This is a genomic window from Pseudomonas parafulva, from assembly GCF_002021815.1.
GTDB lineage: Bacteria > Pseudomonadota > Gammaproteobacteria > Pseudomonadales > Pseudomonadaceae > Aquipseudomonas > Aquipseudomonas parafulva_B.
On the sequence record NZ_CP019952.1, the window covers coordinates 495,397 to 519,344 of the forward strand.

Sequence of the window (23,948 nt, forward strand, 5' to 3'; positions counted from 1 at the left end):
GGCGCGTGGCCAGGCAGACTCAATGCTGGCCCAGGATTCGGGCGACGGTGGCCACGTTATGGGCCAGGTGCAACGGGTTGATGGTGCCCACGATAGCACTGCTGACGCCTGGGTGGGCGAACAGCAGCTCGAAGCTGGCACGGACCGGGTCGACGCCGGGTGCCAGGCAGGCATGGCCGCTGGCCAGGGCCTTTTTAACCAAGATGGCCTTGCCGTGCTGCGCAGCGTAGTCGAGTACCGGTCGCTCCGCCTGTTCGTTCAGGTTGAAGGTCACCATGGCGCAGTCGCCTTGCTCCAACGCCTTCAAGCCTCCGGCCGCAGTCTTGCCTGAAAAGCCGAAACCCAGGAGCTTGCCTTCATGCTTGAGCGCGGCCAAGGTCTCATACACTTCCTGCTGTTCGAGGATGGCCAGGTCATTACCGTCGGAGTGCACCAGCACCAGGTCGATACGGTCGGTTTCCAGCCGGCGCAGGCTGCGTTCTACCGAGCGGCGGGTGTGGGCTGCGCTGAAATCGAAGCGCGATTGACCGCCGTCGTATTCCTCGCCCACCTTGCTCACCAGCACCCAGGCATCGCGCTGACCCCGCAGCAGCGGGCCAAGGCGCTCTTCACTACGGCCATAGGCCGGGGCGGTGTCGAGCAGGTTGATGCCCAGGTCGCGGGCCTGGCCGAGCAGCAGCCTGGCTTCATCGTCGCCGGGGATGGTGAAGCCTGAAGGGTATTTGACGCCCTGGTCCCGGCCAAGCTTGACCGTGCCCAGCCCCAGGGGCGAAACCTGCAAGCCCGTGCTGCCCAGGGGGCGATGCAGGCCGTGGAGGGTTGGCAGGCTCATGGCAGCAGGGTCTCCCACGCAGGCTGGCCCAGCGGCGGGCGCGGCAAGTCGGTCAGGTCGGCCTGGGCCTGGGGCTGCACGGCGTCGCGTTGCAACTGGCGGATAACCCGATCGCTGAAATCAGGTGCCAGGGCCAGCTTGGTAGGCCAGCCCACCAGCAGCCGTTGCTGTTCGGCAAGAAACGCATTGTCCGGGCGCACCAGGCCGGACTGGGCAGGCTCGGCACGGTCCACCCGCAAGGTAGCCCAGTGCAGCTGGCTTTGATCCACCCAGGGCAGCAGGCTGGCCACTTCTTTCTGTGCCGCGGCGATCTGCTCGGCCGGCTCGCGGGCCACCCCATCGGCTTCGGCCAGCTCGCCGCCCAGGTACCATACCCACTGTCCGTCGGCGGCCGGGTGGGTGGTCACCGTCATGCGCGGCTTGGGGCCTGCGCCCAGGCAATGGGCATAGAGTGGCTTGAGGTTGGCCCCCTTGACCATCACCATGTGCAGGGGGCGGGTTTGCATGGCGGGCTGCTCGAGGCCCAGTGCCTGCAACAGGTCCGCGATGCCGGCGCCGGCGCTGAGCACGATGCGCTGGGCGCGGATGTCACGCCCATCCACACGTAGGCCCACCAGCTCGCCATTGTCGCGCAGCGGCTCGATGCGCTCGCCTGCCAAGAGGCTGTCACCGGCCAGTTCGGCCAGGTTGGCCAATAGGCTGGGCACGTCGATCACCAGCTCGGCCAAGCGATAGACCTTGCCCTTGAAGGCGCGGTCTTGCAACGCCGCAGGCAATTGATCGCCTTTGACCTGATCTACCCGGCCACGCACCGCCTTGCTGGCGAAGAAGCTGGTGAGGTTGCCGGCCAGGGTGCCTGGAGACCACAGGTAATGCGCATCGGACAGCAAGCGCGTGTGGCGCAGGTCCAGTTCGCCGTTGCCCGCCAAGGCTTCGCGCCAGCGGCGCGGCATGTCGGCAATCGCTTCCGAGGCGCCGGTCAAGGCCCCATGCAGCGCGTACTTGGTCCCGCCATGGATGATGCCCTGGGACTTGAGCGTCTGTGCGCCGCCTACCGTGGCGCGCTCCACCAGCACTGTCGAATAACCCAAGCGGCGCAAGCGGGCATTGAGCCAGAGGCCTGCGACCCCGGCGCCGACGATCAGCACGTCAGTGGAAATGGCAGATGGCATGGCGATACCTCGAAAACTGGGACAGCTGGCAAGTATACAGGCTCAGGATCGGATGCACGGGGTGGCGTGCGTCACGCATCCAGAGGCTGCTGCCAAGGCCCGGCTCAATGCCCCGTGGTCTTGGAGAACAACTGGATCACCACCACGCCGCCGACGATCATCGCCATGCCGAGTATCGCCGGGATGTCCAGCTTCTGCCCATAGATCACCAGTGCTGCCACGCTGATCAGGACGATACCGAGCCCAGACCAGATCGCGTAGGCGATGCCCACCGGAATGCTGCGCACCACCAGCGTCAGCATCCAGAACGCGATGCCGTAACCCACCACCATCAGCAGCAAAGGCAATGGCGTGCTAAGGCCTTTGACGGCCTTCATGGAAGCGGTGGCGACGACTTCGGCGCAGATGGCAATCGCAAGGTAGGTGTAGGCATTCATGACGGTTCTCCATTCGATGGGCGCATTCTAGGCCGTACTCGGATGCGGTAAAGTCATTACCTATCTGGCAAGGAGATAGGTGGATGGCCGAACAATGGAGTCTGGATCAGCTGCGCACGTTCCTGCGGGTGGCTGAGCTGCGTTCGTTTTCGGCGGTTGCACGCGAACAGCACAAGGCTCAGTCAGCGATCAGCAGCGCCATCGCCCTGCTCGAAGCGGACCTTGGGGTCACCTTGTTCGAACGCAGCAGTGGGCGCCAACCGAAGCTCACCGCAAACGGCGAAGCGCTGCTTGCCGATGCCCGTGAGCTGCTGCGCCAATGCGAGCGCCTGGATGGGCGGGCCCTGGCACTGATGCGTGGCCAGGAAGCACTGCTGCGGGTGGCGCAGGATGAGGCGATGCCGTATCAGCCTGTCATCGACAGCCTGGATGAGCTGGCAACCCGTTACCCCTTTCTGGAAGTGCAACTGGCCAGCGGCGCTCAGGGCGATGTCGCGCGCAAGCTGGTGGAGCGGCGCGCCGACTTGGGGTTGTTCTTTCACCACGAGCGCATACCGGCGTCGCTTGAACGGCGGGCCTTGGGTAGCGTGGAAATGGTCACGGTCTGCGCCGTCGGCCACCCTTTGGCGCAGGCCGGCCGGGTGGACCGACAGCAACTGGCACGCCATCGACAGCTGCTGATTACGCCCCAGCAGAGCGGTTACCCGGGGGGTGAGGCGATCAGCCCGCAGGTATGGCGGGCCGACAGCTTCTATGCCATGGCCGAACTGCTGATGCGTGGGCTGGGCTGGGCCTGGCTGCCGCGCCATGTGGTGCAGTACCCCACCTACCAGGCGCACATGGTAGAGCTGGCCAGCGACTGGCGGCCACCGGCGCTGGTGGTGGAGCTTGCCTGGCGTCGGGACGAACCGCTGGGGCCTGCTGCGCAGTGGCTGGCCGAGCGCTTTGCGGTGCATTTGCGTGCGATCGGGTAAACTGCGTCGCCATGAACAGAACCCTCTACACTTTGCTGTTTCACCTGGGCCTGCCCTTGCTGGCGCTGCGCCTGTACTTGCGCGCGCGCAAGGCCCCTGCCTACGGCCGCCGCCTCGGTGAGCGGTTCGCCTTCAGGCTACCGGCCATGCGCAAAGGCGGCATCTGGGTGCATGCCGTCTCGGTGGGCGAAAGCATTGCAGCCGCGCCCATGGTGCGCGCCCTGCTCAAGGCCTACCCTGAGCTGCCGATTACACTGACGTGCATGACGCCCACCGGGTCGGAGCGTATTCGCGCCCTGTTCGGCGATGAACCCCGGGTCCAGCATTGCTACTTGCCATATGACCTGCCGTGGGCGGCAGGGCGCTTTCTCGACCATGTGCAGCCAAGGCTGGGCGTGATCATGGAAACCGAACTCTGGCCCAATCACATCCATCAGTGCGCCAGGCGTGGCATTCCCGTGGCGCTGGCCAACGCGCGCTTGTCAGAACGCTCGGCCCGTGGCTACGGGCGGTTTGCCAGGCTGACCCGGCCCATGCTGGCCGAAATGAGCCTGATTGCTGCGCAGACTGAAGTCGAAGCCCAGCGATTTCTTGCACTCGGAGCGCGTACTGGATGCGTGCAGGTGACCGGCTCGATCAAGTTCGACCTGAAGATCGATGAGCACCTGGTGCCGCGGGCCCAGGCCTTGCGCCAGCAATGGGCCGCCGCTTCGCGCCCGGTGTGGATCGCCGCCAGCACCCATGATGGCGAAGATGCCCTGGTCCTGCAGGCGCACCGGCAGTTGCTGCAGGTGCATGGGGATGCGCTGTTGATCCTGGTGCCCCGGCATCCGGAGCGCTTTGAGGCGGTCCGTGCCTTGTGCAGCCAGCAGTTTGCCACGGTGCGTCGCTCTACCGGGCTGCCGGTGCTTGCACAGACGCAAGTGCTGCTGGGCGACACCATGGGTGAGTTGCTGTTCTTGTATGCCCTTGCCGACATGGCGTTCGTCGGCGGCAGCCTGGTGCCGACTGGCGGGCACAACCCGTTGGAACCGGCAGCCCTGGCGCTACCGGTGCTGATGGGGCCGCACGTGTTCAATTTTCTCGAGATCAGTGCCATGTTGCGCGAGGCGGGCGGGTTGCAGCAGGTCGATGACGCCCAGGGGCTGGCCGGTGCCGTGCAGCGGCTGGTCGAATTACCGCAAGATGCCCGGCGCATGGGTGAGGCGGGCAGGGCGGTGATGAGGGCCAATCAGGGGGCGTTGCAGCGCTTGCTCGAGGGGTTGGAAAAGTTGATGCCCTGAGCTCACCACGGGGGCGATGGCTGCGGTTGCCGTGATCAGGGGGGCCGCTTTTGCGGCCCATCTTGCAGTTCGGACAGCCCGCCCTCAGGGCCTGCGCTCGAAATTCTTCGCCGCCGCTGCCGCCAGGTCCGGTGGCAGGAAATCCTTGTCCGGGTTGTAGTCGGGTTTCAGGTAGCGCTTGAGGTCCTGCAGGTCTTGCGGGCTCAGCGTACCGGCTGCCTGTTTCAGGCTCAGGTTGTCGAGGATGTAGGCGTACCGGCTGTTGTTGTAGTCGCGCACCGAGGTGTACAGCTGGCGCTGGGCGTCGAGCACATCGACGATGTTGCGGGTGCCCACCTGATAGCCGATTTCGGTAGCCTCAAGTGCGCTCTGGTTGGAAATGATCGACTGCTTGCGCGCCTGCACCTGTTCGACGTCGGTGTTCACCGCGCGGTGCAGGTTGCGGGTATTCTCCACCACCTGGCGGCGCAGGCTTTCGCGCTGCTGCTCGCTCTGGCTCAGGCGTTGGTAGGCTTCGCGTACCTGTGAACTGGTCAGCCCGCCGCTGTAGATGGGGATGTTCAACTGCAAGCCAACGGTGGTCTGCTCCACGTCGCCGCCATAGCGAACACCCAGCGGTGAAGGGTTGCTAAAGCCCAGGTTGTCGTTGTCACCCTTCTGGTATTTGGCCACGGCATCCACGGTCGGGGCGTGACCGGCCTTGCGCTGACGCAGCGTTTCTTGCGCCGCGGACACTGCGTAGTTGGTCGCCAGCAGGTTGAGGTTCTGCCGGCCTGCAGTTTCGACCCAGGCCTTGGCGTCGTTGGGCACGGGCACCTGCACCGGCAGGCTGTGCACCACGCCCTGGATAGCGGTGTATTCCCGGTTGGTCAGGGTGACCAACGCCTCGAAGGCGTCCTGCACCTGACGGTCGGCGATGATGCGGTTGGCGCGGGCCGTGTCGTAACTGGCCTGGGACTGCAGCACGTCGGTCTTGTCCGAAAGCCCCACGTCGAAACGCTCGTTGGACTGGTCGAGCTGACGCTTGAGGGCCGCTTCCTCGGCCTTGCTGGCCGCCAGGTTGTCCTGGGCGCGCAGCACCGCGAAGTAGCTTTGCGCCGTCTGCAGGATCAGGTTCTGCTCGGTGGCAGACAGCTCCAGCGCGGCCTGTTCGTTGAACGCTTCGGCAGCCTGCAACTGGAACCAGCGGTCGGCGCGGAAGATGGGCTGGGCCAGGGTCGCGCTCCAGGCATTGCCGCTGCGGTTGGATGTGATCGAAGGTTCGTCGAGCTTGGTGCGGGTGCTTTGCATTTCGGCACCGGCCGACAGGTTGGGCAGCAAGCCGGCACGGGCCTGGGGCACGATTTCGCGACGCGCGCCGTAGTCGGCGCGAGCGGCGGCCAGATCGGCGTTGTTCTGTACCGCTTCCTGGTAAACGCTCACCAGATCGGTCTTCACCGTAGCCGGCACGTCCGCTGCCCAGGCCATCGTCTGGGACGCACAAGACACGGCCAGGGCCAGTGAGAGTTTGCGCAGCATAGGGGCAATCCTTGTACGAAATGTAATTACTGAACTGTTGAGTTTCGTGTGATGACGCAGTGTAGTGCCATGCGCACCGGGCAACAATCACCCCGGATACCGTTGATCATTCCCGGGATTGCTCGCTTGGCTTTGCCGGCAACTCCAGTCTAGACTGCGCATGTTCTTGTCGGGGTGCCTTGAAGCAAAGGCTGAGATCGCATAGGTGCGGATCCCGTTGAACCTGATCAGGTTAGCGCCTGCGTAGGGAACAAGATTGCTCGCCTTCCCGGGGAGCCTCTTGTGCCAGGTCCGGGAAAGCATCGGCTGCTTGCAGCCCATGACACCCCGTCTTTGGCACCGCACCCGTCTAGGAGTGCGTCCGCGTCCTTCAGGTTCACCCCGACATTCCACTGCTAGGAAGCCGTCTGGAGAGCCTGTGATGACCCAACAAGAAAAAGCGATGAACCTCAGCGAATCGGCGCAAGTCGATCAGCAGTCCGTGCAGCCATTTCCGCGCTCGCGCAAGGTTTATGTCCAGGGCTCGCGCCCGGATATTCGCGTGCCGATGCGCGCGATCAGCCTGGCCGACACGCCCACCGATTTTGGGGGTGAGAGCAATGCGCCGGTGCTGGTCTACGACACTTCCGGCCCTTACACCGACCCAGAGGTGTTGATCGACGTGCGCAAGGGCCTGGCCGACGTGCGTTCGGCCTGGATCGACGCACGGGGTGACACCGAGCGCCTGAGCGGGCTGAGCTCCCACTTCGGCCAGCAGCGGCTGAACGACGCCGAACTGGCCAAGCTGCGCTTCGCCCATGTCCGCAACCCGCGTCGTGCCAAGCCAGGCGTCAATGTGTCGCAGATGCATTACGCCCGCCAGGGCATCATCACCGCCGAGATGGAATACGTGGCCATCCGCGAGAACATGAAGCTGCAGGAGGCCCGGGCGGCAGGCCTGCTCGATACGCAGCATGCCGGTCACAGCTTCGGCGCCAGCATTCCCAAGGAAATCACCCCCGAGTTCGTACGTGAGGAAGTGGCCCGTGGCCGCGCCATCATCCCGGCCAACATCAACCATACCGAGCTGGAGCCGATGATCATCGGCCGCAACTTCCTGGTGAAAATCAACGGCAACATCGGCAACAGTGCGTTGGGTTCGTCCATCGAAGAAGAAGTGGCCAAGCTCACCTGGGGCATTCGCTGGGGCTCGGACACCGTCATGGACTTGTCCACCGGCAAGCACATCCATGAAACCCGCGAATGGATCATTCGCAACTCACCCGTGCCCATCGGCACCGTTCCCATCTACCAGGCATTGGAAAAGGTTGGCGGTGTGGCCGAGGACCTGACCTGGGAGCTGTTTCGCGACACGCTGATCGAACAGGCCGAGCAGGGCGTGGACTACTTCACCATCCATGCCGGGGTGCTGCTGCGCTATGTCCCGCTGACCGCCAAGCGCGTCACCGGCATCGTCAGCCGGGGTGGCTCGATCATGGCCAAGTGGTGCTTGGCGCATCACCAGGAGAACTTCCTGTACACCCACTTCGAAGAAATCTGCGAAATCATGAAGGCCTACGACGTCAGCTTCTCGCTGGGCGATGGCCTGCGCCCAGGCTCGATCGCCGACGCCAACGATGCGGCGCAGTTCGGCGAGCTGGAAACCCTGGGCGAACTGACCAAGATCGCCTGGAAGCACGATGTGCAATGCATGATCGAAGGCCCTGGCCATGTGCCGATGCAGTTGATCAAGGAGAACATGGACAAGCAGCTAGAGTGCTGTGACGAAGCGCCGTTCTACACCCTCGGCCCGCTGACCACCGACATCGCCCCTGGCTACGACCACATCACCTCCGGCATCGGGGCGGCCATGATCGGCTGGTTTGGCTGCGCCATGCTCTGCTATGTGACGCCCAAGGAACACCTGGGACTGCCTGACAAGGACGACGTCAAGACCGGCATCATCACCTACAAGATTGCAGCCCATGCAGCCGACCTGGCCAAAGGTCACCCAGGGGCCCAGATTCGCGATAACGCGTTGTCGAAGGCGCGCTTCGAGTTTCGCTGGGAAGATCAGTTCAACCTGGGGTTGGACCCTGACACGGCGCGTGCCTTCCACGACGAAACCCTGCCCAAGGAGTCGGCCAAGGTGGCGCATTTCTGCTCCATGTGCGGGCCGAAGTTCTGCTCCATGAAGATCACCCAGGAAGTGCGTGAATACGCTGCCCGGATCGAAACCGTGGACGTCTCGGTGGAGCAGGGCATGCGTGAGCAGGCCGAGCGCTTCCGCCAGGCCGGCAGCCAGCTGTACCACAAGGTCTGAGGCGCAGCCTTTGGGCCAAGGTGGGCGCAAGCAGGTCGCGAAGCAGGTACCTGGTTAGCCGCCTGCCTTGCGCCCACCCCTACAATCACATTGCCGAGTGCGAGCAAGCATGACCACGTCCAGTCAATTCTCCCCCGATCATCCCATCCCCAACGGCCAACGCGTGTTCGGCGGCCGCGACCTGTTTTCACTATGGTTTTCCCTAGGCATCGGCCTGATGGTGCTGCAAGTCGGTGCCATGCTGGCGCCAGGCCTTGGCCTGTCCGGGGCTATCCTGGCCATCGCCCTGGGCACCGGGGTCGGTGTGTTGTTGTTGGGTGCTGCCGGTGTGATCGGCAGTGACACCGGTTTGTCCGCCATGGGTACGCTCAAGCTCAGCCTGGGGGCGCAAGGTGCGCGCTTGCCAGCGCTGCTCAACGTATTGCAGCTGATAGGCTGGGGCGCCTTCGAGATCATCGTCATGCGCGATGCCGCCAGCCTGCTGGGTGCACGAGCCTTCGGTGAGGCCAGCGTGTGGAACAGCCCGGTACTGTGGACGCTGTGTTTCGGCGCGCTGGCCACAGTGCTTGCGGTCAGCGGGCCGTTGGCCTTCGTGCGCAAGATCCTGCGGGCCTGGGGTATCTGGCTGCTGCTGGGCGCCTGTGCCTGGCTGACCTGGAACCTGTTCGCCAAGGCTGACCTGGCGACGCTGTGGCAACGCGGCGGGGATGGGTCGATGTCGCTGGCCGTGGGCTTTGACATCGTCATCGCCATGCCCTTGTCGTGGTTGCCGCTGATTGCCGACTATTCGCGGTTTGCCCGTGACGGCAGGCAGGTGTTCGGTAGTACGGTGGTGGGGTACTTCATCGGCAACACTTGGCTGATGAGCCTGGGGGTGGCCTACACCCTGGCCTTCGCGGCGCAGGGCGAAGTCAATGCCCTGCTACTGGCGCTCGCCGGGGCTGGCATGGGTATTCCGTTGTTGCTGATTCTGCTCGACGAATCGGAAAAAGCCTTCGCCGATATTCATTCGGCAGCGGTCTCCGCCGGGGTGCTGGTACGCGTGAAGGTAGAACACCTGGCCATGGCCATCGGTGTGCTGTGCACGTTGATCGCCCTGTTGGCACCGCTTGCGCAGTACGAGAACTTCTTGCTGCTGATCGGTTCGGTGTTCGCCCCGCTGTTCGGCGTGGTGCTGATGGACCATTACTGGGTTCGCCGTCGCAGCGTTCCAGCCCATGTGGGGGCGCTGCACTGGCCGGCATTGCTGGCATGGGCGGCTGGGGTGGCGGCGTATCACATCATCGCCGCCCAGGCGCCGGACCTGGGCGCGACCCTGCCGGCGTTGGTGCTGGCAGGGGTGTTGTATGGCGTGTTGAACCTCAGCCGCGGCCGGGGAACAGTTCGGGCTTGATCACACCATTGAGGCGTGGGTAAGGGATTTTCAGCTCCACATGGCCCATGGAATACGGCGCGATGGCGTACACCTCGTACTTCACCACCACCGCGCCGTAGGTCAGGGCGATATGGGGCGAGCGTTTGAATGGCCAGGTCTTGATGAACTCGGCATCCTTGTCCATGCCGACACTGATCAGCCAGGCGCGGTGCGATTCCTCCACCGTCTTCCAGAACGTTTCTTCCTGGCCCGGGACCAGCATGTCCTGCAGTGTCAGGACCTTGTCCAGCTTGCGTGAATAGTTGATGAAGGCACGACCTGGCATGCCATGGGCGCCACCGGTATCCAGGTAGCTGGACAGCTCGATGATCACCAGCCCGTCATGCTGTTCGCGTACCTTGGCCTGCAAGTAGCTGCTGTTGCGCTTCTCGGCGCTGGCCAGGTAGTGCTGTTCGTAGGCTTGCAACGTGGTCGGTGCTGCCGCGTGCTGGTTGTCCTCGGTCAGCTGCAGCAGGCGCTTTTCGACAATACCGTCGAGCTTGGGCAACGCCGGGAAATGCACGGTGTCAATATTCACCAACGGGCAATCACGCTCGCTGCAGCCTGGCTTGACGTGCTCCCAGGCTTCGCGCTTGACCTCGAGCGGTGCTCGGTAGTTGGGGGCGAACAGGCTCTGGCATGCGCCCAGCGCCAAGGCCAGCACAGCGATGGATGTCAGTTTGACGAGTGTCATGATGATCCTTGCAAGAACAGGGAAAAGTCGGCCTTTGACCGTCGGCATGGCCTTCAGTTCGCCACTAAGCTAACAGAGACCGGGCCCGCTGTGCCATGTACGCCAACGGTTGTCGCCGGGGGGTGAAACGTGCCAGCGTGCAGAGTAGGATGGCGCGATGCAGCAGCGATGCAACGAGGATTTTCATGTCGGATACGTTGAATTCAGTGCCCCAGGCGGTCGAGATCGTCAAGCGGGACAAGTGTTTCCAGGGCTTTTACAGGCTCGACAAGCTGCACCTTCGCCATGAGCTGTTCGCCGGTGGAATGGGCCGGGAAATCAGCCGTGAGCTGTTCGTGCGCCATGACGCGGTGTGCGTTTTGCCGTACGACCCGCAGCGCGATGAAGTGGTCCTGATCGAGCAGTTTCGTGTGGGCGCCCTGGACAAGGTCGCCAACCCCTGGTTGATCGAGATGGTCGCCGGGCTGATCGACAAGGACGAGCAGCCAGAAGAAGTGGCCCACCGTGAGGCCGAGGAAGAGGCCGGCCTGACGTTCAGCGCGCTGTGGCCGATGACGCGCTACTTCCCTTCGCCAGGCGGCAGTGACGAATACGTCCACCTGTTCCTTGGCCGCTGCAGCGCCGAGGGTGCCGGTGGCCTGCACGGGCTGGAGTCTGAAGGCGAGGATATCCGGGTGCGCGTGTGGTCGTTCGAGGATGCCTTGCAGGCGGTACGCGACGGGCGCATCTGCAATGCCGCGACCATCATCGGCTTGCAATGGCTCGCCCTGAACCGCGACGAAGTTCGAGGTATGTGGAAGTGAACCTGCTGCGCGAGCGCTACCGGGTCGACCTGGCCGGATTGCAGGCCGCCTGTGAGGCCAACTATGCCCGGCTGATGCGCCTGCTCCCGGACATGCGCACCACCCAGAGCTCGCGTAGCATCGGCATGACCCAGGGCGACCAGATGCTGGGCGTGCTGGTGCTCGACGTGGTCCTGGCCTGCCCCTACACCACCACGCTGCGCATACGCCAGGAGCACAGCCTGCCCTGGCTGCCGGTCCCGGTCATGGAGGTGCAGGTTTACCATGACGCCCGCATGGCCGAAGTGGTGAGCGCCGAGCACGCCAGGCGTCTGCGCAGCATCTATCCTTACCCCAACGCCGCCATGCACCAGCCGGACGAAAAAGCCCAGCTGAACCTGTTCCTGGGTGAATGGCTTTCTCACTGCCTGGCCTGCGGCCACGAACTGGTAAGCGCTCGCTGAAAGGAGACGGCCTTGCCGCACTCGAACCCTGCCGGCACCGTTAACGTGGTGCACCTGACCGACGCCCATCTGTTCGCCAGCCCCGAGGGCAGCATGCTAGGCCTCAATACCCGCGACAGCCTGCGCCATGTGGTGCGGCAGGCATTGCGCGAGCAGAGCGACACGCACCTGTTGTTGTGCACGGGGGACTTGTCCCAGGACGCCAGCGTTGCTTCCTACGCGGCCTTTGAGCAATTGACCGCAGGCTTTGCTGCGCCGGCGCGCTGGCTGCCGGGCAACCATGACGAAGCGCAGGTGATGGCGCAGGTGGCGCCCGAGTTGGTGCAGCCGGTTACCGACATCGGGCCCTGGCGCATCGTCATGCTCGACACGGCTGTGCCAGGAGCGGCCCATGGTTGGCTGCAGGATACCCAGCTCAGCCTGCTGGAAACTGCATTGCGCACGTCAGGGGAGCGCCACTGCCTGGTGTGCCTGCACCATCAACCGGTCGACATCGGCTGTGCATGGATCGCCCCCATCGGCCTGCGCAACGCCGATGCGCTGTTCGCCGTGATCGATCGTCACCCCCAGGTGCGTGCGCTGTTGTGGGGGCACGTGCATCAGGAATGGGATCAATGGCGCGGCGACCTGCGGCTGCTGGCCACGCCTTCGACCTGCATCCAGTTCGCCCCAGGCAGTGAAGATTTCGAGGTAAGCCAGCAGCATCCTGGCTATCGCTGGATCCGCTTGCAGACTGATGGGACGGTGGACACGGGGGTGGAGCGGGCGCTGGATTTCGAGGTCAGGCTCGATTTCGATAGCCCGGGGTATTGAACTGCGCGGGCTGTCCTGCACCCGCTCTCCAAAGAACCCAGTTCCGTGTGGGAACGGCCTCGCCGGGGCGCCGGACCGGCCGCTCCCATCCTAACCGTGTCACCATAGCTGCCAATAGTGTCAGTGACTCTCCACCTGCCCATAGCGGAATGTGTTTCAGAAAAACCAGCGCGGCGCCAAAACCTTGCGAACGCGATACACTGCGCGTCCCTGCGCCTGCCTACAGGCGCAACGCTACAGCTTCCGGGGGCAGCATGTCGGGTTCCATCCTCTATATACACGGCTTCAACAGCTCGCCGTTGTCAGCCAAGGCCAGGCAGCTTCAGGCCGTCATGCAGCACCTCGGGCTGATCGACCGGCTGCGCCTGCCAGCGCTGCATCATCATCCCCGCCAGGCCATCGAGCAGCTTGAAGGTTGCATTGCCGAACTGGGCGCGCCGTTGCTGGTGGGCAGTTCACTGGGCGGCTACTATGCCACCTTCCTGGCCGAGCGCCATGGCCTCAAGGCCTTGCTGGTCAACCCCGCCGTAGGGCCGCACCGCCTGTTCGACGGCTATTTGGGTACCCAGCACAACCATCACACAGGCCAGGCGTGGGAGTTGACCCTCGACCACGTCCAGGCGCTGGCCGAGCTGGAGGTCCCGCCCCCTACGGAGCCAAGCCGCTACCAGGTATGGTTGCAGACCGGCGACGAAACCCTGGACTATCGCCACGCCGAGCGGTACTACCGCCACTGCGCGCTGCGTATCCAGGCCGGTGGCGACCACAGCTTCCAAGGCTTCGCCGAGCGCCTGCCGGCCCTACTGGCCTTCGCCGGTGTTGCCCCGACGCAGTACGCTGCACTCGATTTTTCTGTATTTTGATTTTTTTGCATTCACCAGACTGACGACGAGACCCCATGGCCAATCCCAGCGCTAGCGCCTATAACGCAGACGCCATCGAAGTCCTCTCGGGCCTTGACCCGGTTCGCAAGCGGCCGGGCATGTACACCGACACCAGCCGCCCCAACCACCTGGCCCAGGAAGTCATCGACAACAGTGTCGACGAAGCCCTCGCCGGCCACGCCCGTTCGGTGCAGGTCATCCTGCACGCCGACCATTCGCTGGAAGTCAGCGACGATGGTCGCGGCATGCCAGTGGACATCCACCCTGAAGAAGGCGTGTCGGGCGTCGAACTGATCCTCACCAAGCTGCATGCCGGCGGTAAGTTCTCCAACAAGAACTACCAATTCTCCGGCGGCCTCCATGGCGTCGGTATTTCGGTGGTCAACGCCTTGTCCACGCAGGTGCGCGTGCGGGTGAAGCGTGACGGCAACGAATACCAGATGACCTTTGCCGATGGCTTCAAGTCAAGCGAGCTGGAAGTGGTCGGCACGGTCGGCAAGCGCAACACCGGCACCAGCGTCTATTTCAGCCCCGACCCCAAGTACTTCGACTCCCCGCGGTTCTCCATCAGCCGGCTCAAGCACGTACTGAAGGCCAAGGCCGTGCTCTGCCCAGGCCTGCTGGTCAGTTTCGAGGACAAGGCCAGCGGCGAGAAGGTGGAGTGGCATTACGAAGACGGCCTGCGCTCCTACCTCGTGGATTCGGTCAGTGACTTCCAGCGCCTGCCCGACGAGCCGTTCTGCGGCAGCCTGGCCGGCAACAAGGAAGCGGTCGACTGGGCCCTGCTGTGGCTGCCCGAAGGGGGCGACAGCATTCAGGAAAGCTACGTCAACCTGATCCCCACGGCCCAGGGCGGCACCCATGTCAATGGCCTTCGCCAAGGCCTGCTGGACGCGATGCGTGAGTTCTGCGAATTCCGCAACCTGCTGCCCCGTGGCGTGAAGCTGGCCCCGGAAGACGTCTGGGAGCGCATCACCTTCGTGCTGTCGATGAAGATGCAGGACCCACAGTTCTCCGGGCAGACCAAGGAGCGCCTTTCCTCGCGCGAAGCCGCCGCCTTCGTCTCAGGCGTGGTCAAGGATGCCTTCAGCCTGTGGCTCAACGCCCACCCGGAGCTGGGCATGCAGCTGGCCGAGTTGGCCATCAGCAACGCCGGTCGCCGCCTGAAGGCCAGCAAGAAGGTCGAGCGCAAGCGCATCACCCAGGGCCCCGCACTGCCGGGCAAGCTGGCCGATTGCGCGGGCCAGGACCCGATGCGCGCCGAGCTGTTCCTGGTCGAGGGCGACTCGGCAGGTGGTTCGGCCAAGCAGGCGCGTGACAAAGAGTTCCAGGCGATCCTGCCGCTGCGCGGCAAGATCCTCAACACCTGGGAAGTGGACGGCGGTGAAGTGCTCGCCAGCCAGGAAGTGCACAACATCGCCGTCGCCATTGGCGTGGACCCAGGCGCTACCGACCTGGCGCAGCTTCGTTACGGCAAGGTGTGCATCCTGGCCGACGCCGACTCCGACGGCCTGCACATCGCCACCCTGCTGTGCGCGCTGTTCGTGCAGCATTTCCGGGCACTGGTCGAAGCCGGTCATGTGTACGTGGCCATGCCGCCGCTGTACCGTATCGACCTGGGCAAGGAAATCTACTACGCCCTGGATGAAGCCGAACGAGACGGCATTCTCGACCGCCTGGTGGCAGAGAAAAAGCGCGGCAAGCCGCAGGTCACCCGCTTCAAGGGCCTGGGCGAGATGAACCCGCCCCAATTGCGCGAAACCACCATGGACCCCAACACTCGGCGCCTTGTCCAGCTCACCCTGGACGACGTGCAGACCACATGCGAGCTGATGGACAAGCTGCTGGCCAAGAAGCGTGCCGGGGACCGCAAGGCCTGGCTGGAAACCAAGGGCAACCTGGCAGAGGTCATGGTTTGATTCGTTGGCTCCTGGCGGCTTGCCTGCCGCTGGTGGCCTTGCCGACCCTGGCAGACACCTGGCCTGAACTTGAACTGATCGGCGAGCACCCCATCGATGGCATGCGTGCCGGTAACCTGTCGGGCCTTGCGCAATGCCGGGGTAGCTTATGGGGTGTCTCGGACCGGGACGACGATCGCCTCTACCGTTTCGAACTCAAGGACGGTGCGTGGCAGGCACAGGCAGTGGCGTTCGACCCACCACCGGTGCCGGAGAGCGGCTTGCCGTGGGGGCTGAAGATGCGGACCTGGCTGGCGTCGTGGCTGCGCGGTGGCGACCTTGATTTCGAGGGCATCACCTGTGACCAGGCCGGCAACCTGTACCTGGTCAGCGAGGCGCATGCCGCCGTGCTGCAACTGCCTGTTTCGGGCGCGCCGCACTGGCTGAAGATCGATTCGGCCATGGTGCGCCAGGCACGGGCCAGCGGCATGCTGCTGAACTTCAATGCGCTGTTCGAAGGCGTGGCCGTCAACCCTGCCGGCGATCGCCTGTGGCTGGCTGGCGAGCGTGAGCGCCGTGGGCTGGTGGCCATCGAGCGCCAACAGTCGGTGTGGGCCTGCGGGCGACGCTGCGTCCTGTTCAGCGAAGCCGGTGTAGAGATGCAGCCGCCGCAGCTGCCCGATGCGCGACCGGTTTCGCGAGACTTTGCCGACCTGGCCTGGTTCGACGGCAAACTGTTCACGCTCGAGCGCAATGCCTATCGCATCTGTCGCCGCGATGCCGACAGCGGTCAGATCGAGCGCTGCTGGTCGTTTGCGGCCGACGCGTTGACCGAGCCACGGCGCTATGACCAGCTGTTCGGTGTGGCCGAGGCGCTAGTGGTCGACGCCGAGGGGGCGTGGATCGGCCTGGACAACAATGAAGGCGCGCGTGCCGATGGCGAGCGCCGGCCGATCGTCTGGCGCTTTGCGGCCCCTGCCGGCGGCTGGAGTGCCAAGCCGTGAGCCAGGCACCGGGCAAACGGGCGGGCAGGGTGCTGATGATCCTGGCCTGGGCGGCGGCGCTGTTCCTGGCCACGCGCTTCTTCGGGCAATGGGAAGACCGCCAGCGCAACCCCAATGCGCAGGTCCAGTCCTCCCATGGACAAGGGTTTGTCGAGGTGCGCCTGCTGGGCAATGGCCAGGGCCACTTCGTCGCCGATGGCGCCATCAATGGCCAGGTGGTGCATTTCATGCTCGACACCGGTGCCACCGATGTTGCCATACCCGAATCCCTGGCCGACGGCCTTGCGCTCAAGCGTGGCAGCCCGGTAACCGTCAGCACCGCCAACGGTCGCACGCAAGGCTATCGCACCCGGCTGGACAGCCTGCAATTAGGCGATATCCACCTGCGCGACATTCGCGCGATCGTGGTGCCGGGCCTGGATGGCACCACTGTGCTATTGGGCATGAGCGCCCTGAAACAACTTGAATTTACCCAGCGCGGCGGCACCATGCTGCTGCGCCAGAACCTGAAATGACGAGGCTTGCATGAGCGAACTACAAGACAGTCTGGACGGCGTCGAACGCCGCTCGTTGGCTGACTTCACCGAACAGGCCTACCTCAACTACTCCATGTACGTGATCATGGACCGGGCCTTGCCGCATATCGGCGACGGCCTCAAGCCCGTGCAGCGGCGAATTGTCTACGCCATGAGCGAACTGGGCCTGGATGCCGATGCCAAGCACAAGAAGTCGGCGCGCACCGTGGGCGATGTGCTCGGCAAGTTTCACCCTCACGGGGACTCGGCCTGCTACGAGGCCATGGTGCTGATGGCGCAGCCCTTCAGCTACCGCTACACACTGGTGGACGGCCAGGGCAACTGGGGCGCGCCGGACGATCCCAAGTCGTTTGCCGCCATGCGTTATACCGAAGCACGGCTGTCGCGGTATGCCGAGGTGCTGCTCGACGAAGTCGGCCAAGGTACCGTGGATTGGGTGCCCAACTTCGACGGCACCTTGCAGGAACCGGCGGTGTTGCCCGCGCGCCTGCCCAACATTCTGCTCAACGGCACCACCGGCATCGCCGTGGGCATGGCCACCGACGTGCCGCCGCACAACCTGCGCGAGGTGGCCAGTGCCTGCGTGCGCTTGCTCGACGAGCCAAAGGCCTCCATCGAGCAGTTGTGCGAGCACATCCAGGGGCCCGATTACCCGACCGAGGCAGAGATCGTCACGCCTCGGGCCGACATTCTCAAGATGTATGAAAGCGGGCGCGGTTCGATTCGCATGCGTGCAGTGTACCGGGTCGAGGATGGCGATATCGTCGTCACGGCGTTACCGCACCAGGTGTCCGGCGCCAAGGTATTGGAGCAGATCGCCGCACAGATGCAGGCCAAGAAGCTGCCGATGGTCGCTGACCTGCGCGATGAGTCCGATCACGAAAACCCCTGCCGCATCGTCATCATCCCGCGCTCCAATCGCGTGGATGCCGACGAGCTGATGCAGCACCTGTTCGCCACCACCGACCTTGAAAGCAGCTACCGGGTCAACGTCAACATCATCGGCCTGGACGGCCGCCCGCAACTGAAGAACCTGCGGGCGCTGCTGCTGGAATGGTTGGAGTTCCGTACCGGCACTGTCCGGCGGCGCTTGCAGCATCGCCTGGACAAGGTCGAAAAACGCCTGCACTTGCTGGACGGCTTGCTCACTGCCTTCCTCAATCTGGACGAAGTGATTCATATCATCCGTACCGAGGAACATCCCAAGCAGGCGCTGATCGCCCGCTTCAACCTCACCGAGATCCAGGCCGATTACATCCTGGAAACCCGCCTGCGCCAGCTCGCCCGGCTGGAAGAGATGAAAATCCGTGGCGAGCAGGACGAGCTGCTCAAGGAGCAGGCCAAGCTGCAGGCACTGCTGGGCAGCGAGGCGAAGTTGCGCAAGTTGGTGCGCAGCGAATTGATCAAGGATGCTCAGACCTATGGCGATGACCGACGCTCGCCCATCGTGGCGCGGGCAGAAGCCAAGGCGCTCTCGGAAAACGAGCTGATGCCGACCGAGCCCGTCACGGTGGTGCTGTCGGAGAAAGGCTGGGTAAGGTGTGCCAAGGGGCATGACATCGATGCCACTGGCCTGTCTTATAAAGCCGGGGATGGGTTCAAGGCCGCGGCCGCAGGGCGCTCGAACCAATTTGCCGTGCTCATCGACTCCACCGGACGAAGTTATTCGGTGGCCGCCCACAGCCTGCCGTCAGCCCGTGGCCAGGGCGAGCCCCTGACCGGGCGCCTGGCGCCGCCACCGGGCGCCACTTTCGAGTGCGTGCTGCTGCCCGAAGACGATGCGCTCTACGTGGTGGCTTCCGATGCCGGCTACGGGTTCGTGGTCAAGGGTGAAGACCTGCAGGCTAAGAACAAGGCTGGCAAAGGGCTGCTCAGCCTGCCCAACGGCGCCAAGGTGATGACGCCGCGACCGGTGGCCAACCGGGAGCAGGACTGGTTGGCAGCGGTAACCACCGAAGGCCGTCTACTGGTGTTCAAGGTCAGTGACCTGCCGCAGTTGGGCAAGGGCAAGGGCAACAAGATCATCGGCGTGCCCGGTGACCGGGTCGCCAGCCGGGAAGAGTACGTCACCGACCTTGCCGTGGTGGCCGAAGGGGCCACGCTGGTGCTGCAAGCCGGCAAGCGGACCCTGTCACTCAAGGGCGATGACCTGGAGCACTACAAGGGCGAGCGTGGCAGGCGCGGCAGCAAGTTGCCCCGTGGCTTCCAGCGGGTCGATGGGCTGCAGGTCGAATTGCCCGCCTGAGCATCCGACAGGCCCGCAATGGCGATTCCACCGCCGTTGCGGGCAGAAATGCTGGAGTCGGGCACTTATTTCGCGGATGATATGCCCCCTGCGGTGCCGGCGTAGCCGTGTGCCCGTTTGAATCCATACGTATCACTGCGGCGTGCCTGAAGGCAGCCGCCTGGATGGGATGATGAAATTTCTGCGCCTTCCCTTTGCGCTGTTGATGACGGGTCTATTGGGCCTTGGCGGGTGCACCATGCACCAGCCGGTTGCCTTGTACCAGCTCGACAGCGGTGATCCTGGCCAGCCGTCGCAACATGCGGGCATGGCCGTCGTACTCGGCCCGGTTTCGGTGGCCGACTATCTGCAACGTGAGACGTTCCTGCAACGCCAGGCCGACGGCAGCCTCAGTGCTGCGACCGACGGGCGCTGGGCAGGCAGCCTGTCCTCGGATATTGACCAGTTGCTGGTGCGGCAGCTGGCCTGGCGTCTGGACAGCCAGCGCGTGGTGCTGGCGCCGGCGACGGCAGGTTTCAGCCCGGACGTGCAAGTGCTGCTATCGATCACGCGACTGGACTCTGGCAAGAACCAACCCGCGGTTCTGGATGCACAATGGCGTGTGCTCGACCGCCGTGGTCAGGTGCGTGACAACCGCATCGTACATTTAGAGCAGAAGCATGAAGGCAGCGAGGCCTCGCAGGTCCAGGCGCAAGGGCAACTGTTGCAGAAGCTGGCCGAGCAACTAAGCACTGCGGTCAAGCCGTTGGCAAACCAGCCGGCCATCGCCGAAGCCGCACCCAAGAAGCCTGCAGCGCCTGTGCAGGTCAAGAAGCAGCCCGAGAAATCCAAAATCCCGATGGCCTCGCCGATTCGTACCGACATGGAAGTGTATCGGTTCTGATCGAAGACCAGCCACGAAAAAGCCCGCATCAAGGCGGGCTTTTTCGTGGGCGCTGTACGGCGCCGCGCAGCGACCCTGTAATGGCTCAGGCGCGGCGTTCGTGCATGCGGGCCAGCTGGCGCTCCAGCATCGAGGGGTATGGCTCCATCAGGCGCTCCACACAGCAGGCGCCTTCCGGGCTTGCAATGGGGCGGATGCGAGCACGCTGGCGAATCAAACCGTCGTCATTGACCTTGCGCTCGACCAGCAACAGATTGCGGCTGTGTTGAGACAGTGCCAGCGCATCCTGCACCTTCTCAGCCATCAGCAGGTCGACCAGTTCCAGGCCATCGAGGTCATTGCTCATGGCAAGGCCCAGTTGCAGTTGCAAGGTGATGCCGCTGTCAGCGACGTCGATCTGCAAGGCATGGCCCAAGGCACGTAGCAACTCACCGCAACAGATGGCATTGGTAAGGTAGTCCTCGCCGCACTGGCGGCTGTGGAACAGGACCAACGTACTGCCATCGTTGAGGGTGTGGGTTTCGCCCTCGTACAGCGAGGCCGCATGCTCCAGGCACTCCTGATAGCGCTCGGTAAGCTCGGTCAGGCGGGTGCGCGGCAAACGCCGCAGCTGCTCCTGGGAACCCAGTTGCACGGCAAGCACTGCGCTGAACTGGGGCTCATCGGACTCCATTTCGATCGCATGCGCCGGTGTGTCGTCCAGCAGGCCGGCGAATGCCTCGTCGTCATCGTCCGCGCTGGTCACGGTAGTGCGCTGGGCAGGCTTGGAAACGGGGGCGGGCGCTTCATCGAAGTGCTCGTCGTCCTCCAGTTCCGGTTCCGGCTCTGGCGGAGGCGGTGGCGCCAGTCGGGCGTGCAGTTGCCGGGCGATGTCGCCGATCTCGTCCTGGCGGTCGGTGGCGGGCGTGTAATACTGCGGGTCGCGCAACCAGACCCGCAGTTGCAGCAGCGGCAAGGTGATGAATCGGCCCTGGCGCAGGCTCAAGGTCAGGGCGAGCACCAGCAGAATGGCCGCCAGGATAGCCATGCTCTGCATGCTGATCAGCATGGGCTGCTGGAACTGGCTCATGTCCAGGCTCATGCGCAGTTGTCCGGCGGCCACGTCCTGGAAGGTGATCTTGGTCTGATAGACGCCCTCGGCCTCACCCAGCAGGCTGTTGCGCGGACGCTGGCCTGCCTCGGCGAGGATGCGGTTGTCGACACTGTAGATGGCGGCATGCGCCACCAGCGGGTTCTTCACCAGGTTGCCCAGCAGCACGTTGAGGCTGAGGATATCGTTGGCCACCAGCAACTCGGTCGCCGACGTGGCCGTCTGGGTCGTCAGGCTCTGGCCCACGGCATCGGCCTGGTCGTGCATGGCCTGCTTGAACTGCAACCCCATTACGCAGGCATAGATCACCAGCGCCAGGGCCACCAGGAAAATGTTGGTGCAGGCGATGCGCAATGCCAATGGCACGCGACGTTGACTCAGGGCGCGATAGATCATCAGGAAGAAATTGTCTGTTTTGACTGAGGTGGGCCGGTTCACTGAGCTCGGCTCTTAATGGCATGAAGTGGGGGGCAGTATAGCGACACGGGTTTTGTCGGCAAAGTATCGTTAGCGCCCGATGGTCACGGAAAATCGGTAGAATGCGCATTTTTCATCGAAGTCGGAGCCTGGTTGTGCGCGAAATCGTCCTGATCAACATCACCGGTGAGGACCGCCCCGGTCTTACCGCTGCCATCACTGGCGTCCTGCTGCAGGGCGGTGTGAGCATTCTCGACATCGGCCTGGCGGTGATGCACGGCACGCTGTCGTTCGGCATCCTGGTGGATATCCCGGATAACGAAGTGGCGACCAAGCTGCTGCAGAGTGTCCAGGCCAAGGCGCACGAGCTGAACTTGCAGGCGCGCTACACACCGATTTCCGAAGCGGACTACCAGCACTGGGCCGATGGCCATGGTGAAGCACGGCACATGGTGACCCTGCTTAGCCGCAAGATCTCGCCCGACCAGTTACAGCGTGTCAGCGCCATCATCAGCCAGCACGGGCTGACCATCGAGCGCATCGAGCGCCTGTCGGCTCGAGTGGCGCTGGACGCGGACACCAGCAAGGGCAAGGCCGCGGTGGAGATTTCGGTTCGCGGCGAGCCTGACGATGGCCAGGCGTTGCGCGCCGAGTTCTTTGCCTTGTCCGAGGCCCTGAGCATCGACATCGCCTTCCAGCGGGACGACCTGTTCCGCCGCAACCGCCGCCTGGCCGTGTTCGACATGGATTCGACCCTGATCGAGGCCGAAGTGATCGACGAGCTGGCCAAGGCCGCTGGCGTGGGCGAGCAGGTCGCGGCAATCACCGAGCGGGCCATGCGGGGCGAGTTGGACTTCCGGGCCAGTTTCAAGGAACGCATGGCGCTGCTCAAGGGCCTGGATGTCAGCGTACTGGATGAAATCGGCGCATCGCTGCGCTTGACCGAGGGCGCGGAAAACCTCTTTGCCGAGCTCAAGCGCCTGGGTTACAAGACCGCCATTTTGTCGGGTGGCTTCACCTACTTCGCCCGCCAGGTACAGGCGCGCCTGGGCATCGACTATGTCTTTGCCAATGAGCTGGAAGTGGTCGACGGCAAGGTGACTGGCGTGGCGGTGGAGCCTATCGTCGATGCCCAGCGCAAGGCCGAGCTGCTCCAGCAACTGGCCAGCGAAGAGGGCCTGCAACTGGAGCAGACCATCGCCGTTGGCGATGGCGCGAACGACCTGCCGATGCTGGCGTTGGCGGGGCTGGGCGTGGCCTTCCGCGCCAAGCCGCTGGTGCGTCAGTCGGCCAAGCAGGCGATTTCCACGCTGGGCCTTGATGGTGTGCTGTACCTGCTGGGCCTGCGCGATCGCGATACCCGCGGCTGATCCAGCCTGCGCAGACCCCAGGGTTTTGGCGTTAGCGCCCGAACCCTGGAGCCACGTCTCGGGCCATCACGCCTGCAACGGGGTGGCCAACAGCTGGCCCATGCGCACCGCCGAGGCGGCGCCCACGTGTTCGGCCCATTTGACCTGGTCGGGGCCGAACAGCACGATCGCCGTCGAACCCAGCTTGAACCGACCCAGTTCGGCGCCTTTTTCCAGGTGAATTGGCGCACGGCTGGCATCGTCGTAGCGGAAGGTCTTGAGCTCGCGCTTGGGCGGCGTGACCAGCCCTGCCCAGACGGTCTCGATGGAGGCCACGATCATGGCACCGACCAAGACAACCGCCATCGGGCCGCGCTCGGTGTCGAACAGGCAGACCACCCGCTCATTGCGAGCGAACAGTTCAGGCACGTTTTCTGCGGTGGTCTGGTTTACCGAGAACAGCCGCCCCGGCACGTAGACCATCTCGCGCAGCGTGCCTGCCAGCGGCATGTGCACGCGGTGGTAGTCCTTGGGTGACAGGTAGACAGTGGCAAACTCGCCGCCCATGAAGGGGGCTGCCAGGGCCGGGTCGCCGCCCAGCAGTTCCTGTGCGCTGTAACTGTGGCCCTTGGCCTGGAAGATGCGGCCGTGCTCGATCGGGCCAACCTGGCTCACTGCACCGTCGGCCGGGCACAGGATGGCGCCGGGGGTCTGGTCCAGGGGGCGTGCGCCTGGTTTCAGGGCGCGGGTGAAGAATGCGTTGAAGTGCTCATAGGCGGTCAAGTCTTCGACCAGCGCTTCACGCATGTCGACCTGGTAGCGCTTGGCAAACCAGGCGGTGAAGGCGTTCTTGAACCAGCGGGCGCGGCACTCGGCAACGCAGCCGGCCAGGCGCGACAGCAGGTGATGCGGCAGCAGGTACTGGCTGATGATGAACAGACGGGATTTCATTCAGGT

General features: G+C 64.1%; 21 protein-coding genes and 1 riboswitch. Of the genes, 14 read left to right on the forward strand and 7 right to left on the reverse strand.

The annotated features are described in order from the left end of the window. Window positions 1-19: 19 nt before the first annotated feature. The 3 genes from B2J77_RS02110 to B2J77_RS02120 all read right to left on the reverse strand — a co-directional run bounded on the left by B2J77_RS02110 (window position 20) and on the right by B2J77_RS02120 (window position 2,441). Entirely contained in the window at window positions 20-832 is an 813-nt protein-coding gene (locus B2J77_RS02110; protein WP_078477893.1) for an aldo/keto reductase, read from the reverse strand. Continuing rightward, a complete protein-coding gene (locus tag B2J77_RS02115) occupies window positions 829-2,004 on the reverse strand; it encodes an NAD(P)/FAD-dependent oxidoreductase (RefSeq protein WP_078477894.1) in 1,176 nt (391 codons plus the stop codon). Before B2J77_RS02115 ends, B2J77_RS02110 begins: the two co-directional genes overlap by 4 nt. A 104-nt stretch (window positions 2,005-2,108) precedes the next feature. Beyond that, window positions 2,109-2,441: a DMT family transporter gene (locus B2J77_RS02120; RefSeq protein ID WP_058638913.1), complete on the reverse strand. Its 333-nt coding sequence runs from the start codon at window positions 2,439-2,441 to the stop codon at window positions 2,109-2,111. 83 nt (window positions 2,442-2,524) lie between these two features. Here B2J77_RS02120 and B2J77_RS02125 point away from each other — a divergent pair, with 83 nt between their 5' ends. Continuing rightward, window positions 2,525-3,415 (forward strand): LysR family transcriptional regulator, encoded by an 891-nt coding sequence (locus B2J77_RS02125; protein ID WP_078477895.1) that lies wholly within the window; start codon window positions 2,525-2,527, stop codon window positions 3,413-3,415. Window positions 3,416-3,426: 11 nt separating this feature from the next. Then, window positions 3,427-4,698: a lipid IV(A) 3-deoxy-D-manno-octulosonic acid transferase gene (waaA, locus tag B2J77_RS02130; RefSeq protein WP_078477896.1), complete on the forward strand. Its 1,272-nt coding sequence runs from the start codon at window positions 3,427-3,429 to the stop codon at window positions 4,696-4,698. 84 nt (window positions 4,699-4,782) lie between these two features. Here waaA and B2J77_RS02135 read toward each other — a convergent pair whose 3' ends face one another. After that, window positions 4,783-6,216 carry a TolC family outer membrane protein gene (locus B2J77_RS02135; RefSeq protein ID WP_058638916.1) on the reverse strand — a complete coding sequence of 478 codons (1,434 nt, stop codon included), beginning with the start codon at window positions 6,214-6,216 and terminating at the stop codon, window positions 4,783-4,785. A gap of 160 nt (window positions 6,217-6,376) precedes the next feature. After that, window positions 6,377-6,483, forward strand: a riboswitch (TPP riboswitch). A 154-nt stretch (window positions 6,484-6,637) separates the two neighbouring features. On the opposite strand from B2J77_RS02135, the gene thiC reads away from it, so the two are divergent. Both thiC and cytX read left to right on the forward strand, forming a co-directional pair. Next, window positions 6,638-8,518, forward strand: a complete 1,881-nt coding sequence (gene thiC / locus B2J77_RS02140) for a phosphomethylpyrimidine synthase ThiC (protein ID WP_078477897.1) — start codon at window positions 6,638-6,640, stop codon at window positions 8,516-8,518. A 109-nt stretch (window positions 8,519-8,627) separates the two neighbouring features. After that, window positions 8,628-9,911, forward strand: coding sequence for a putative hydroxymethylpyrimidine transporter CytX (gene cytX, locus B2J77_RS02145; protein ID WP_078477898.1), 1,284 nt, complete (start codon window positions 8,628-8,630; stop codon window positions 9,909-9,911). Here cytX and B2J77_RS02150 read toward each other — a convergent pair. Beyond that, window positions 9,880-10,626, reverse strand: a complete 747-nt coding sequence (locus B2J77_RS02150) for an RsiV family protein (RefSeq protein ID WP_058638919.1) — start codon at window positions 10,624-10,626, stop codon at window positions 9,880-9,882. The two genes, cytX and B2J77_RS02150, sit on opposite strands and share 32 nt — an antisense overlap. Window positions 10,627-10,811: 185 nt before the next feature. Here B2J77_RS02150 and B2J77_RS02155 point away from each other — a divergent pair, with 185 nt between their 5' ends. The 9 genes from B2J77_RS02155 to B2J77_RS02195 all read left to right on the forward strand — a co-directional run bounded on the left by B2J77_RS02155 (window position 10,812) and on the right by B2J77_RS02195 (window position 20,135). Continuing rightward, window positions 10,812-11,429 (forward strand): NUDIX domain-containing protein, encoded by a 618-nt coding sequence (locus B2J77_RS02155; RefSeq protein ID WP_023532940.1) that lies wholly within the window; start codon window positions 10,812-10,814, stop codon window positions 11,427-11,429. Further along, window positions 11,384-11,872, forward strand: coding sequence for a DUF1249 domain-containing protein (locus B2J77_RS02160; protein ID WP_205885101.1), 489 nt, complete (start codon window positions 11,384-11,386; stop codon window positions 11,870-11,872). Before B2J77_RS02155 ends, B2J77_RS02160 begins: the two co-directional genes overlap by 46 nt. Before the next feature lie 12 nt (window positions 11,873-11,884). Next, entirely contained in the window at window positions 11,885-12,685 is an 801-nt protein-coding gene (gene cpdA / locus B2J77_RS02165) for a 3',5'-cyclic-AMP phosphodiesterase (RefSeq protein WP_078477899.1), read from the forward strand. A 254-nt stretch (window positions 12,686-12,939) separates the two neighbouring features. Beyond that, a complete protein-coding gene (locus B2J77_RS02170) occupies window positions 12,940-13,548 on the forward strand; it encodes a YqiA/YcfP family alpha/beta fold hydrolase (protein ID WP_078477900.1) in 609 nt (202 codons plus the stop codon). 35 nt (window positions 13,549-13,583) lie between these two features. Then, complete coding sequence (parE, locus tag B2J77_RS02175) at window positions 13,584-15,488, forward strand: DNA topoisomerase IV subunit B (protein WP_058603996.1); 1,905 nt, start codon at window positions 13,584-13,586, stop codon at window positions 15,486-15,488. After that, entirely contained in the window at window positions 15,485-16,471 is a 987-nt protein-coding gene (locus B2J77_RS02180) for an esterase-like activity of phytase family protein (protein ID WP_078477901.1), read from the forward strand. Before parE ends, B2J77_RS02180 begins: the two co-directional genes overlap by 4 nt. Next, a complete protein-coding gene (locus B2J77_RS02185; protein WP_058638923.1) occupies window positions 16,468-16,986 on the forward strand; it encodes a retropepsin-like aspartic protease family protein in 519 nt (172 codons plus the stop codon). Before B2J77_RS02180 ends, B2J77_RS02185 begins: the two co-directional genes overlap by 4 nt. Window positions 16,987-16,996: 10 nt before the next feature. Continuing rightward, a complete protein-coding gene (parC, locus tag B2J77_RS02190; RefSeq protein WP_078477902.1) occupies window positions 16,997-19,252 on the forward strand; it encodes a DNA topoisomerase IV subunit A in 2,256 nt (751 codons plus the stop codon). A gap of 172 nt (window positions 19,253-19,424) precedes the next feature. After that, on the forward strand, window positions 19,425-20,135 hold the full coding sequence (locus B2J77_RS02195; protein WP_023532908.1) for a PqiC family protein: 711 nt from the start codon (window positions 19,425-19,427) through the stop codon (window positions 20,133-20,135). Window positions 20,136-20,220: 85 nt separating this feature from the next. Here the strand turns inward: B2J77_RS02195 and B2J77_RS02200 are convergent, their stop codons facing one another. Continuing rightward, window positions 20,221-21,663 carry a hypothetical protein gene (locus tag B2J77_RS02200; protein WP_058638925.1) on the reverse strand — a complete coding sequence of 481 codons (1,443 nt, stop codon included), beginning with the start codon at window positions 21,661-21,663 and terminating at the stop codon, window positions 20,221-20,223. Between the two features lie 134 nt (window positions 21,664-21,797). Between B2J77_RS02200 and serB the strand changes: the two genes are divergently transcribed. After that, window positions 21,798-23,012 carry a phosphoserine phosphatase SerB gene (gene serB, locus B2J77_RS02205; protein WP_078479382.1) on the forward strand — a complete coding sequence of 405 codons (1,215 nt, stop codon included), beginning with the start codon at window positions 21,798-21,800 and terminating at the stop codon, window positions 23,010-23,012. A gap of 66 nt (window positions 23,013-23,078) precedes the next feature. On the opposite strand, the gene asd is transcribed toward serB, so the two are convergent. Continuing rightward, complete coding sequence (gene asd / locus B2J77_RS21575) at window positions 23,079-23,942, reverse strand: archaetidylserine decarboxylase (RefSeq protein WP_078477903.1); 864 nt, start codon at window positions 23,940-23,942, stop codon at window positions 23,079-23,081. Window positions 23,943-23,948: the final 6 nt, after the last annotated feature.

Bases quoted from the DNA above. Each gene is read 5' to 3' on its own strand.
- B2J77_RS02110 (WP_078477893.1), bottom strand. From the start codon at position 832: ATGAGCCTGCCAACCCTCCACGGCCTGCATCGCCCCCTGGGCAGCACG.
- B2J77_RS02115 (WP_078477894.1), bottom strand. From the start codon at position 2,004: ATGCCATCTGCCATTTCCACTGACGTGCTGATCGTCGGCGCCGGGGTC.
- B2J77_RS02120 (WP_058638913.1), bottom strand. From the start codon at position 2,441: ATGAATGCCTACACCTACCTTGCGATTGCCATCTGCGCCGAAGTCGTC.
- B2J77_RS02125 (WP_078477895.1), top strand. From the start codon at position 2,525: ATGGCCGAACAATGGAGTCTGGATCAGCTGCGCACGTTCCTGCGGGTG.
- waaA (WP_078477896.1), top strand. From the start codon at position 3,427: ATGAACAGAACCCTCTACACTTTGCTGTTTCACCTGGGCCTGCCCTTG.
- B2J77_RS02135 (WP_058638916.1), bottom strand. From the start codon at position 6,216: ATGCTGCGCAAACTCTCACTGGCCCTGGCCGTGTCTTGTGCGTCCCAG.
- thiC (WP_078477897.1), top strand. From the start codon at position 6,638: ATGACCCAACAAGAAAAAGCGATGAACCTCAGCGAATCGGCGCAAGTC.
- cytX (WP_078477898.1), top strand. From the start codon at position 8,628: ATGACCACGTCCAGTCAATTCTCCCCCGATCATCCCATCCCCAACGGC.
- B2J77_RS02150 (WP_058638919.1), bottom strand. From the start codon at position 10,626: ATGACACTCGTCAAACTGACATCCATCGCTGTGCTGGCCTTGGCGCTG.
- B2J77_RS02155 (WP_023532940.1), top strand. From the start codon at position 10,812: ATGTCGGATACGTTGAATTCAGTGCCCCAGGCGGTCGAGATCGTCAAG.
- B2J77_RS02160 (WP_205885101.1), top strand. From the start codon at position 11,384: ATGGCTCGCCCTGAACCGCGACGAAGTTCGAGGTATGTGGAAGTGAAC.
- B2J77_RS02170 (WP_078477900.1), top strand. From the start codon at position 12,940: ATGTCGGGTTCCATCCTCTATATACACGGCTTCAACAGCTCGCCGTTG.
- parE (WP_058603996.1), top strand. From the start codon at position 13,584: ATGGCCAATCCCAGCGCTAGCGCCTATAACGCAGACGCCATCGAAGTC.
- parC (WP_078477902.1), top strand. From the start codon at position 16,997: ATGAGCGAACTACAAGACAGTCTGGACGGCGTCGAACGCCGCTCGTTG.
- B2J77_RS02195 (WP_023532908.1), top strand. From the start codon at position 19,425: ATGAAATTTCTGCGCCTTCCCTTTGCGCTGTTGATGACGGGTCTATTG.
- asd (WP_078477903.1), bottom strand. From the start codon at position 23,942: ATGAAATCCCGTCTGTTCATCATCAGCCAGTACCTGCTGCCGCATCAC.